This is a genomic window from Pseudomonas sp. (assembly GCF_030696055.1).
Classification (GTDB): Bacteria; Pseudomonadota; Gammaproteobacteria; order Pseudomonadales; family Pseudomonadaceae; genus Aquipseudomonas.
The window spans coordinates 1-10,010 of sequence record NZ_JAUYNP010000292.1 but is presented as its reverse complement, the minus strand read 5'-3'; the positions used below and the strand labels follow the sequence as shown (position 1 = coordinate 10,010).

13 protein-coding genes are annotated in these 10,010 nt (G+C 61.3%); 9 read left to right on the top strand and 4 right to left on the bottom strand.

What is annotated here, in order from left to right; all coding sequences use genetic code 11:
• Positions 1 to 129: 129 nt before the first annotated feature.
• Both Q8Q83_RS17535 and Q8Q83_RS17530 read right to left on the bottom strand, forming a co-directional pair.
• Positions 130 to 633, bottom strand: coding sequence for a murein L,D-transpeptidase family protein (locus Q8Q83_RS17535; protein ID WP_305625409.1), 504 nt, complete (start codon positions 631 to 633; stop codon positions 130 to 132).
• Positions 634 to 648: 15 nt separating this feature from the next.
• Complete coding sequence (locus Q8Q83_RS17530; protein WP_305625408.1) at positions 649 to 1,206, bottom strand: NUDIX hydrolase; 558 nt, start codon at positions 1,204 to 1,206, stop codon at positions 649 to 651.
• Between the two features lie 169 nt (positions 1,207 to 1,375).
• Between Q8Q83_RS17530 and Q8Q83_RS17525 the strand changes: the two genes are divergently transcribed.
• Genes Q8Q83_RS17525 through Q8Q83_RS17505 form a run of 5 tightly spaced genes read left to right on the top strand, consistent with a single transcriptional unit; the run spans position 1,376 to position 4,673 of the window.
• Entirely contained in the window at positions 1,376 to 1,981 is a 606-nt protein-coding gene (locus Q8Q83_RS17525; RefSeq protein ID WP_305625410.1) for a CoA pyrophosphatase, read from the top strand.
• A 21-nt stretch (positions 1,982 to 2,002) separates the two neighbouring features.
• Complete coding sequence (locus tag Q8Q83_RS17520; RefSeq protein WP_305625407.1) at positions 2,003 to 2,527, top strand: gamma carbonic anhydrase family protein; 525 nt, start codon at positions 2,003 to 2,005, stop codon at positions 2,525 to 2,527.
• Positions 2,524 to 2,715, top strand: coding sequence for a DUF1289 domain-containing protein (locus tag Q8Q83_RS17515; protein ID WP_305625406.1), 192 nt, complete (start codon positions 2,524 to 2,526; stop codon positions 2,713 to 2,715). Before Q8Q83_RS17520 ends, Q8Q83_RS17515 begins: the two co-directional genes overlap by 4 nt.
• A 42-nt stretch (positions 2,716 to 2,757) precedes the next feature.
• A complete protein-coding gene (purT, locus tag Q8Q83_RS17510; RefSeq protein WP_305625405.1) occupies positions 2,758 to 3,939 on the top strand; it encodes a formate-dependent phosphoribosylglycinamide formyltransferase in 1,182 nt (393 codons plus the stop codon).
• The gene (locus Q8Q83_RS17505) at positions 3,936 to 4,673 is read left to right on the top strand and encodes an SGNH/GDSL hydrolase family protein (protein ID WP_305625404.1); all 738 of its coding nucleotides are present in this window, start codon (positions 3,936 to 3,938) and stop codon (positions 4,671 to 4,673) included. The genes purT and Q8Q83_RS17505 overlap by 4 nt, the downstream gene beginning before the upstream one ends.
• Here Q8Q83_RS17505 and Q8Q83_RS17500 read toward each other — a convergent pair.
• A complete protein-coding gene (locus tag Q8Q83_RS17500) occupies positions 4,642 to 5,928 on the bottom strand; it encodes an HlyC/CorC family transporter (protein WP_305625403.1) in 1,287 nt (428 codons plus the stop codon). The two genes, Q8Q83_RS17505 and Q8Q83_RS17500, sit on opposite strands and share 32 nt — an antisense overlap.
• Before the next feature lie 17 nt (positions 5,929 to 5,945).
• Positions 5,946 to 6,746 (bottom strand): inner membrane protein YpjD, encoded by an 801-nt coding sequence (locus Q8Q83_RS17495; protein ID WP_305625402.1) that lies wholly within the window; start codon positions 6,744 to 6,746, stop codon positions 5,946 to 5,948.
• Between the two features lie 213 nt (positions 6,747 to 6,959).
• Here Q8Q83_RS17495 and ffh point away from each other — a divergent pair, with 213 nt between their 5' ends.
• From ffh to trmD, 4 genes are all read left to right on the top strand, one after another.
• The gene (ffh, locus tag Q8Q83_RS17490) at positions 6,960 to 8,333 is read left to right on the top strand and encodes a signal recognition particle protein (RefSeq protein WP_305625401.1); all 1,374 of its coding nucleotides are present in this window, start codon (positions 6,960 to 6,962) and stop codon (positions 8,331 to 8,333) included.
• Positions 8,334 to 8,524: 191 nt separating this feature from the next.
• Entirely contained in the window at positions 8,525 to 8,776 is a 252-nt protein-coding gene (gene rpsP, locus Q8Q83_RS17485) for a 30S ribosomal protein S16 (RefSeq protein ID WP_108486691.1), read from the top strand.
• A gap of 6 nt (positions 8,777 to 8,782) precedes the next feature.
• On the top strand, positions 8,783 to 9,319 hold the full coding sequence (gene rimM / locus Q8Q83_RS17480; protein WP_305625400.1) for a ribosome maturation factor RimM: 537 nt from the start codon (positions 8,783 to 8,785) through the stop codon (positions 9,317 to 9,319).
• Positions 9,320 to 9,324: 5 nt separating this feature from the next.
• On the top strand, positions 9,325 to 10,010 hold a 686-nt coding region (trmD, locus tag Q8Q83_RS17475), incomplete at its 3' end, for a tRNA (guanosine(37)-N1)-methyltransferase TrmD (protein WP_305625399.1).

Below are 10,010 nucleotides of genomic sequence, written 5' to 3'. Positions count from 1 at the left end.
CGAGAAGATCGTATCTATCCACGCGCCATCAGGCTCAAATCGTCGAAGTATCCGATCAGAAATAAAAATGCCAGTCAGCTTAACTGACTGGCATTAACCCGCGTGGCGCCTTTTTTATTGCCGGCTTGTTCAGGGCCGGATTTCGATCAGGGTGCCGTCCTTGACCAGCTTCCAGACCTCGCGCATATCCGCGTTTTTCATGGCGATGCAGCCTTCGGTCCAGTCCAGGGTATGGAAGAACCACTCGGGGTACTCCGCGTCCAGTGGCGTGCCATGAATCATGATCATGCCGCCTGCCGGCGCGCCTTTCTTGCGGGCGTTGGCCTGGTCCCGTGCGTTGGGGTAGGAGATGTGCATGGCCAGGTTGTATTTGTCGCTGGTTTTGCGCCAGTCGATCCAATAGAAGCCTTCGGGGGTGCGCCGATCGCCTTCGCGCTGCTTGGCGCCCTCGGGTTGTTTGCCTAGGGAGACGCGGTAGGACTTGAGGGGGGTGCCGCGGCTGAGCAGGTGCATCTTGTGCTCGGATTTGACCACCAGCACCTTGTCGATGATCCGCCCATTGAGGGTCGGGGTGGCCGTGGCCTGTGTGCTCAGGGTGAAGGTCAGGCAGAGTAGAGCGAACAACCAGCGCATCGTATTTCCCGTGAATCAGAAGGTTTTCTTATAGTGTGCGCGCAAGGCTTCAAGCGGCTCGTTGCGGACTGGGTAGCGCTGTTGCTGACGGTCCGCGAAATAGCATTCTAAGGTACGGCCGATGGTCGGGAAAGCCAGCTCTGACCAGGGGATCTCCTGTTCGTGGAACAGCCTGACCTCTAGGCTTTCTTCGCCGGCGGCAAAGTCCAGGTCGACCAGTTCGGCGCGAAACAGCATATACACCTGATTGATATGCGGCAGGTCGAACAGGGTGTAGAGCTTGAGGTCGCGCACTCGCGCGTTGGCTTCCTCATGGGTCTCGCGGGCGGCGGCCTGTTCCAGGGTTTCGCCGTTCTCCATAAAACCGGCCGGCAGGGTCCAGTAGCCGCGCCTGGGTTCTATGGCGCGGCGGCACAGCAGTACTTGCTCGCCCCATACCGGCAGGCAGCCGGCGATGATCCGCGGGTTCTGGTAATGGATGGTCTGGCAATGTCCGCAGACATAGCGCAGGCGGTTATCGCCCAGGGGGACGACTTGGCTGACGGGGCTGCCGCAGTTGCTACAGAACTTCATGCCGGCTCCTTCGCGAGTGTGGTTTATCTTGGCGTGCGGAAGGCTCGCTCGGCAAGCCTCTTGCTGTGCTCGATCGACCGGCTGAATGATCGGCTGTGCCGGTGCGGGGCTTGGGTGTGGCGCTGCTTTCGTGCCATCATCGAACGCAGAATAAAGACCGAGAATGCCCATGCTGGATGAGCTGCTCCATCGCATGCGTGCCTACAGCCCGCGCCTTCTACAGACCGATAGATGTTATCCGGAAGCGGCGGTGCTGGTGCCCATCACGCGCAGTGACGAACCCGAAGTGGTGTTGACCTTGCGCGCCAGTGGCTTGTCCACCCATGGCGGCGAGGTGGCCTTTCCCGGTGGTCGGCGCGATCCGGAAGACCCCGATCTGATCCATACCGCGCTGCGTGAGGCGGAGGAGGAAATTGGTCTGCCGCCGGGCCTGGTCGAGGTGATAGGACCGCTGAGCACCCTGGTTTCGCGTCACGGTATCCAGGTCACGCCCTATGTCGGGCTGGTGCCGGACTTCGTCGAGTATCGGCCCAATGACGGCGAAATTGCCGCGGTATTTGCCGTGCCGCTCGAGTTCTTTCGCAACGACCCGCGGGAAACCACCCACCGCATCGATTACCAGGGGCGCAGCTGGTATGTGCCCAGTTACCGTTATGGCGAATACAAGATCTGGGGGCTGACGGCGATCATGCTGGTCGAACTGGTCAACCTGGTATATGACGATGTCGGCATCGATCTGCATCAGCCCCCCGAGCACTTTATCAAGCTCAGCTAAGTGTGAGACGAGGACTATCCAATGAAATATCGTCTGGGCCAGGCCCGAGTCGAAGCCCATCCCGACAGCTGGGTCGCGCCCAATGCCACCCTGGTCGGCAAGGTCAAGCTGGAGCCAGGTGCGAGCGTGTGGTTCAACGCCGTGCTACGGGGCGACAACGAGCTGATCCATATCGGCGAGAACAGCAACGTGCAGGACGGCGCTGTGATGCATACCGATATGGGCTTTCCATTGAGCATCGGCCAGGGCGTGACCATCGGCCACAACGCCATGCTGCACGGCTGCAGCGTCGGTGATTACAGCCTGGTCGGCATCAATGCGGTGGTGCTCAACGGCGCCAAGATTGGCAAGTATTGCATTATCGGCGCCAATACCCTGATCGGCGAAGGCAAGGAAATTCCCGATGGCTCCCTGGTGGTCGGCTCGCCGGGCAAGGTGGTGCGCGAACTCAGTGAGCAGCAGAAGAAGATGCTCGAAGCCGGCGCCGCCCACTATGTGCACAACGCCCAGCGCTACGCCCGTGATCTGGCCGAGCAGGACGATTGATGGACGCCGAACGCCCAGTCGCCTCGCCCTGCGTGCATATCTGCGCGCTGGACGATGAAGACCTCTGCATCGGTTGCCAGCGCAATGTCGCCGAGATCACCCGCTGGAGCCGCATGCACAACGCCGAACGCCGCCAGGTGCTGGCGCTCTGTCACGCGCGCGCCAAGGCCAAGGGCGTGCTGTTGTAAGCCCGCCACCTACTTTTATTCGCTGCAACCCGAGGAATTCGTATGCCCCGTATCGGAACCCCTTTGTCGCCGAGCGCGACCCGTGTGCTGCTGTGTGGCTCTGGCGAGCTGGGCAAGGAGGTGGTGATCGAACTGCAGCGCCTCGGTGTCGAGGTGATAGCCGTGGATCGCTACGCCAATGCCCCAGCCATGCAGGTGGCCCATCGCAGCCACGTGATCAATATGCTCGACGGCGCGGCGTTGCGCGCGGTGATCGAGCTGGAGCAGCCGCATTACATAGTTCCGGAAATCGAAGCCATCGCCACCGCGACCCTGGTTGAACTGGAAAATGAAGGCTTTACCGTGATTCCCAGCGCCCGCGCCGCGCAGTTGACCATGAACCGCGAGGGCATTCGCCGTCTGGCCGCCGAGGAGCTGGGGTTGCCGACTTCGCCCTACCAGTTCGCCGACTCCTTCGAGCAATGCCAGGCCGCGGTCGAGAGCATCGGTTTTCCTTGCCTGATCAAGCCGATCATGAGCTCCTCCGGCAAAGGTCAGTCGGTGCTGAAAAGCCGGGATGATCTGCAGGCCGCCTGGGATTACGCCCAGGCTGGTGGGCGTGCCGGCAAGGGCCGGGTGATAGTCGAGGGCTTTATCGATTTCGATTATGAGATCGCCTTGCTCACCGTACGCCACAGCGGCGGCACCACCTTCTGTGCGCCGGTCGGCCACCGTCAGGTCAAGGGCGATTATCAGGAGTCCTGGCAGCCGCAGCCGATGAGCGCCAAGGCCCAGGCCGAGGCCGAGCGTATCGCCCTGGCGGTGACCGGCTCCCTGGGTGGGCGCGGGCTGTTCGGTGTCGAATTGTTCGTCAAGGGCGACCAGGTGTGGTTCTGCGAGATATCGCCACGGCCCCATGACACCGGGCTGGTCACCCTGATTTCCCAGGATCTGTCCGAGTTCGCCCTGCATGCCCGGGCCATTCTCGGCTTGCCGATTCCGGCCATTCGCCAGCTCGGCCCCAGCGCCTCGGCGGTGGTGCTGGTCGAGGGCGAATCGCAGCAGGTCAGCTTCGGTAATCTGGCGGCTGCTCTGGCCGAGGCGGACACCGCCTTGCGCCTATTCGGTAAGCCCGAGGTCAGTGGCCAGCGCCGTATGGGCGTGGCCCTGGCGCGGGATGAGTCGCTGCAAGCGGCGCGGGCCAAGGCGGCGCGGGCGGCGCTGGCGGTCAACGTCGAACTGTGAGTGGTCTGCGCGCCTATGCCTGGTGGCTAGGCCTGGTGCTGCTGGCGCCGGTGCTGTTGCCGCAGGCCATACGCACCCGCCGGCAGGCGCTCAGGCTGCCGCCGGCCGCGGGGCCGCAGCGCGGACTGGCGGGTGCTGAACTGCCCGGTGAGCCGCTGCGTTTGCTGGTGCTGGGCGAATCCACTGTGGTGGGTGTTGGCGTGAGTTGCTTGCGTCTGGCCCTGGTCGGGCAGTTGGCCGAGGCGCTGGCGGTGCAGCATGCCCGGCCGGTGGCCTGGCGCGCCTGCGGCGAGAATGGCATCACCGCCGGGCAAGCCTGTGAGCGACTGTTGCCGCAGGTGCTGGATGAGCGCTATGACCTGGCCTTGCTGGTGTTCGGCGTCAACGACAGCACCCGGCTCAGTTCGCTGCGGCGCTGGCACTCTGCGCTCGGCAGCATGGCTGAGGCGTTGGCGGCGCGTGGTGCCCGGGTGGCGTTTAGTAGTGTGCCGCCCCTGCAACATCTCACTGCCTTGCCCTGGTTGCTGCGGCGCGTGCTCGGCATGCGTGGCGCCTTGCTGGATGCCCGCTTGCGCCAGTTAGCGGGTGAGCTGGGGGCGGGGCATCATGCGGTGAGTCTGGAATTTTCCGCGGACTATCTGGCCGTCGATGGCTATCACCCCTCGAGCCTGGGCTATCGCGTGTGGGCCGAGGGGCTGGCCGCTAGTCTCGCGCGGGTTCGGCGTTTGCCTTAGGGGTCGCTTGCCAGGCGCGGACGCTCTTCACCCGGTTTTCCGACGATTGCAGGATTTCCAGGCGATAGGGGCCGATTTTCAGGCATACGGCGCTGTCGGGAATGCTTTCCAGCGCCTCGGTGATCAGGCCGTTGAGAGTCTTGGGGCCGTCACAGGGTAGGTGCCAGCCCAGGGCCTTGTTCACCTCGCGGATATAGGTCGCACCATCTATCACCTGGGTGCCGTCTGCTTGCGGGTGAATGTCCGGGCTGCGCAGGCTGTCCTGGTTGCTGAAATCGCCGACTATCTCTTCGAGAATATCTTCCAGGGTGACGATGCCGATCACGTCGCCGTACTCGTCGACCACTATGCCGATGCGGCGTTTGTGCTTCTGGAAGTTGATCAGCTGAGTCGACAGCGGCGTGCTCTCGGGCACGAAATAGGGTTCGTTGCAGGCGGCCAGCAGGGCTTCCTTGCTCAGCTCGTTGTGCGTCAGCAGGCGGGCGATCTGGCGCATATGCACTATGCCTTCGATCTGATTGATATCGCTGCGAAACACCGGCAGGCGGGTGTGGGTCGTGCTGGTCAACTGATTGATGATGGTTTCGAGGTCGTCTTCCAGGTCGATGCCGGTCACTTCGTTGCGCGGAATCATGATGTCGTCCACCGTGACCCTTTCCAGGTCGAGAATGCCGAGCAGCATGTTCTGGCGATTTTTCGGCAGTTCATGGCCGGATTCGCGCACCACGCTGCGCAGCTCCTCGGTGGTCAGGCTGTCACTGGTTTTGCTGGCGGGATCGATGCCGAGCAGTCTGAGCAGGCCATTGCTGATCCAGCCGAGCAGTAGCACCAGAGGGTAGAAGAGCTTGAGCAGCAACAGCAGGGGCAGGCTGAAGGGGTAGGCGATTGCTTCCGGGCGCAGGGCTGCCAGGGTCTTCGGGGTGATCTCACCAAAAATCAGCAGCACCAGGGTCAGGCCGATGGTGGCAATGGCAATCCCGGCTTCGCCCCAGAGCTGCAGGGCCAGCAGGGTGGCGATGGAGGAGGCGAGAATATTGACGAAGTTGTTGCCGATCAGAATGGTGCCGAGCAGGTGATCCGGGCGACTGAGCAGGATGCTGACCCGTTGCGCGCCGCGGTGCCCTTCCTTGGCCAAGTGCCGCAGGCGATACCGGTTGAGGCTGAGGATGCCGGTTTCCGAGCTGGAGAAGAATGCCGAGCAAGCCAGCAGGAAGATCAGCAGGCCAACAAGAAAACCTGGGTGTACGTCGTCCACTTAGGAGGCCTTGGGCATCAGATATGTAGGATAAATTCGCGGACCAGTTTGCTGCCGAAATAGGCCAGCATCAGCAGGCAGAAGCCGGCCAGGGTCCAGCGAATGGCCTTGTGTCCACGCCAGCCGAGCTGGTGTCGGCCCCACAGCAAGACGGCAAACACCACCCAGGCGAAGCACGACAGTATGGTCTTGTGTGCCAGATGCTGGGCGAACAGGTCATTGATAAACAAGGCGCCCGAAAGCAGCGAGAGCGACAGCAGTAACCAGCCGCCCCAGAGGAAACCGAACAGCAGGCTTTCCATGGTTTGCAGGGGCGGGAAATTCTTGATCAGGCCCGAGGGGTGCTTGTGCTTGAGTTGATGGTCCTGCAGCAGCACCAGCAGCGACTGCAACACGGCGATGGTGAGCAGGCCATAGGCGGTGATCGACAGCAGGATATGCGCCAGTATGCCGGGGGCCTCATCGATGGCCTGGGTGGTGCCGGTGGGCATAAATTGGGCGAGCAGTACCGTCAGGAAGCCCAGGGGGAACAGCAGCAACAGCAGGTTTTCCACCGGAATTCGTGCGCAGGCCAGCAGCGTCAGCAGGATCACCGCCGCGGCAATCAAGCTGGCGGCTTTGAAGAAATCGAGAACCAGGCCGCCGCTATCGAACATCTGCATAAACAGGCTGCCGCCATGCAACAAAAGGGCGAGCACGCCGAGCAGAACCAGCAGGCGTTTGTTGGAAGTGCTGCGCTGTTGCAGGCGCAGGCCCTGGTAGAGGGTCGCGCCGGCATAGAGGCAGGCGGCGGCAAGGCTGGGTAGCAGAGGGTGCATAAATCCTTGTCAGGCAAACCCGAAAGGCGCCCAGTGTGGCATATAACCCCTGCGCCACGAAAGCGCCTGGGTAGTCGTCGGCTTGGGCTCGGTCGGCCAGCCTTGGCTTGGCGCAGCCGACAAAGATACGTCAACAGCGGCTTGAGTCTTGGTTATAATCCGCGACCTGTTACAAGCCTAGCCTCGGCTCGACTGAGCCTGAAAGGAACGTGCATGTTCGAAAATTTGACCGACCGCCTCTCGCAGACCCTGCGCAACGTCACTGGCAAAGCCAAGCTGAGCGAAGACAACATCAAGGACACCCTGCGCGAAGTGCGCATGGCCTTGCTGGAGGCCGACGTGGCGCTGCCGGTGGTCAAGGACTTCGTCAATAAGGTCAAAGACCGTGCGGTCGGCACCGAGGTGTCGAAAAGCCTGACCCCGGGCCAGGCGTTCGTGAAGATAGTGCGCGCCGAGCTGGAAGAGCTGATGGGCGCCGCCAATGAAGACTTGGCGCTGAATGCCGTGCCGCCAGCCGTGGTGCTGATGGCGGGCCTGCAGGGTGCCGGTAAGACCACCACGGTCGGCAAGCTGGCGCGCTTCCTTAAAGAGCGCAAGAAAAAGACCGTGTTGGTGGTGTCCGCCGACGTGTATCGCCCGGCCGCGATCAAACAGCTGGAAACCCTGGCCAATGAGGTCGGCGTGACCTTCTTCCCCTCCGATCTCAGCCAGAAGCCGGTGGCGATCGCCGAGGCGGCGATCAAGGAAGCCAAGCTCAAGTTTATCGATGTGGTGATAGTCGATACCGCCGGTCGTCTGCATGTCGATGCCGAGATGATGGCGGAGATCCAGGCGCTGCATGCGGCGATCAAGCCGGTGGAAACCCTGTTCGTGGTCGATGCCATGACCGGCCAGGACGCCGCCAACACAGCCAAGGCCTTTGGTGATGCCCTGCCGTTGACCGGCGTGGTGCTGACCAAGGTCGACGGCGACGCTCGCGGCGGTGCGGCGCTGTCGGTGCGGCATATCACCGGCAAGCCGATCAAGTTTATCGGTATGGGGGAGAAGACCGAGGCGCTGGAGCCCTTCCATCCGGATCGTATCGCCTCGCGCATCCTCGGCATGGGCGATGTGCTCAGCCTGATCGAGCAGGCCGAGCAGACCCTGGATCGCGAGAAGGCCGAAAAACTCACCAAGAAGCTGAAGAAGGGCAAGGGCTTCGATCTCGAAGACTTCCGTGATCAGCTGCAGCAGATGAAGAATATGGGCGGCCTCGGCGGCCTGATGGACAAGCTGCCGCAGATGGGTGGCGTCAATCTGGCGCAGATGGGCAATGCCCAGGGTGCGGCCGAGAAACAGTTCAAGCAGATGGAAGCCATCATCAACTCGATGACTCCGGCCGAGCGTCGTGATCCGGACATCATCAGCGGTTCGCGCAAGCGCCGCATCGCCATGGGTTCCGGCACCCAGGTGCAGGACATAGGGCGGCTGATCAAGCAGCACAAACAGATGCAGAAGATGATGAAGAAATTCACTGCCAAAGGCGGTATGGCCAAGATGATGCGCGGCATGGGCGGGATGATGCCGGGCGGCCTACCGAAGATGTAAAGGCAGTAATAAAGGCTGCAGGCAGGGCGGGCAATTGCGTTCGTCGACATGGGCTGCAGCCAGCACCGACCGGCGGCTTGAAAAAGAGATTTGCAAAAAGCCGGATAATCCTTAGAATATGCGGCCTTTCGGGCCTAGTGCCCTATGCTTGCATTTCAGTTTTGCAGCACCGACTACAGGAACGAAGTTCAATGGTAACCATCCGTCTTGCCCGTGGCGGCTCCAAAAAGCGCCCGTTTTACCACCTGACCGTGACCAACAGCCGCAATGCGCGCGATGGTCGCTTCGTTGAGCGCATCGGTTTCTTCAACCCGGTTGCTTCGGGTGCAGAAATCAAGCTGTCCGTTGACCAAGAGCGTGCCGCTTACTGGCTCGGTCAAGGTGCGCAGCCGTCTGAGCGTGTTGCTCAGCTGCTCAAGGAAGCTGCTAAGGCTGCAGCCTAAGCACTTATGAGCATGACGCCAGCTCCCGCCGAGGACCTTGTAGTTCTCGGCAAGATTGTCTCGGTGCATGGCGTAAAGGGTGAAGTGAAGGTGTATTCCTTTACCGAGCCTTTGACCAACGTGCTCAATTACCCTCACTGGACGCTCAAGCGTGACGGCGAGGTTAAGCAAGTTGAAGTAGCCAGTGGACGTTTGCAGGGCAAAGTCCTGGTAGCACGGCTCAAGGGTTTGGATGATCGCGAAGTGGCTCGTACCTTCGCGGGTTTTGACATTTGTGTACCCCGCGGTCAGTTACCTGAACTTAGCGACGGCGACTACTACTGGTATCAGTTGGAAGGGCTCAAGGTTATCGATCAGGCGGGGCAATTGCTCGGCAAGATTGACCACCTGTTTGAGACCGGCGCCAACGATGTGATTGTGGTCAAACCCTGCACCGACAGCCTGGATGGTCGCGAGCGCCTGTTGCCCTACACCGAGCAATGCGTGTTGTCGATTGATCTGGCCGCTGGCGAAATGCGGGTCGACTGGGATGCGGACTTCTAAGCCTGATGCCAAATCTGCGCGTTGAAGTCATTACGCTGTTCCCGGAGATGTTTGCCGCCATCAGCGATTACGGCATCACCAGCCGTGCGGTGAAGCAGGGGTTGTTGCAAATGACCTGTTGGAACCCGCGGAGCTACACCACTGACCGTCATCACACCGTGGATGATCGGCCTTTTGGTGGTGGTCCGGGCATGGTGATGAAGATCAAGCCGCTTGAGGATGCTTTGCTCGATGCCAAGCAGGCCGCAGGTGGTGTGGCTAAGGTGATTTACCTGTCGCCGCAAGGTCGCCAGCTGACCCAGTCAGCGGTACGCGAGCTGGCCAATGAGGGGGCTTTGATCCTGATTGCCGGCCGCTACGAAGGCATCGATGAGCGCTTTATTGAAGCGCATGTCGATGAAGAATGGTCGATTGGGGATTACGTCTTGTCCGGCGGTGAGCTGCCGGCCATGGTGCTGATCGATGCGGTAACGCGCCTTTTGCCTGGTGCATTGGGTCATGCAGACTCGGCCGAGGAGGATTCCTTTACGGATGGCCTGCTCGACTGCCCGCACTACACCCGCCCGGAGGTGTATGCGGATAAACGTGTTCCTGCGGTGTTGCTGAATGGCAACCACGAACACATCCGGCGCTGGCGTTTGCAGCAGTCCCTCGGTCGGACCTGGGAACGTCGCGCTGATCTTCTGGAAAG

Coding starts and splice junctions, on each gene's coding strand:
- Q8Q83_RS17535 (WP_305625409.1), bottom strand. CDS start 633: ATGCGCTGGTTGTTCGCTCTACTCTGCCTGACCTTCACCCTGAGCACA.
- Q8Q83_RS17530 (WP_305625408.1), bottom strand. CDS start 1,206: ATGAAGTTCTGTAGCAACTGCGGCAGCCCCGTCAGCCAAGTCGTCCCC.
- Q8Q83_RS17525 (WP_305625410.1), top strand. CDS start 1,376: ATGCTGGATGAGCTGCTCCATCGCATGCGTGCCTACAGCCCGCGCCTT.
- Q8Q83_RS17520 (WP_305625407.1), top strand. CDS start 2,003: ATGAAATATCGTCTGGGCCAGGCCCGAGTCGAAGCCCATCCCGACAGC.
- purT (WP_305625405.1), top strand. CDS start 2,758: ATGCCCCGTATCGGAACCCCTTTGTCGCCGAGCGCGACCCGTGTGCTG.
- Q8Q83_RS17495 (WP_305625402.1), bottom strand. CDS start 6,746: ATGCACCCTCTGCTACCCAGCCTTGCCGCCGCCTGCCTCTATGCCGGC.
- ffh (WP_305625401.1), top strand. CDS start 6,960: ATGTTCGAAAATTTGACCGACCGCCTCTCGCAGACCCTGCGCAACGTC.
- rpsP (WP_108486691.1), top strand. CDS start 8,525: ATGGTAACCATCCGTCTTGCCCGTGGCGGCTCCAAAAAGCGCCCGTTT.
- rimM (WP_305625400.1), top strand. CDS start 8,783: ATGAGCATGACGCCAGCTCCCGCCGAGGACCTTGTAGTTCTCGGCAAG.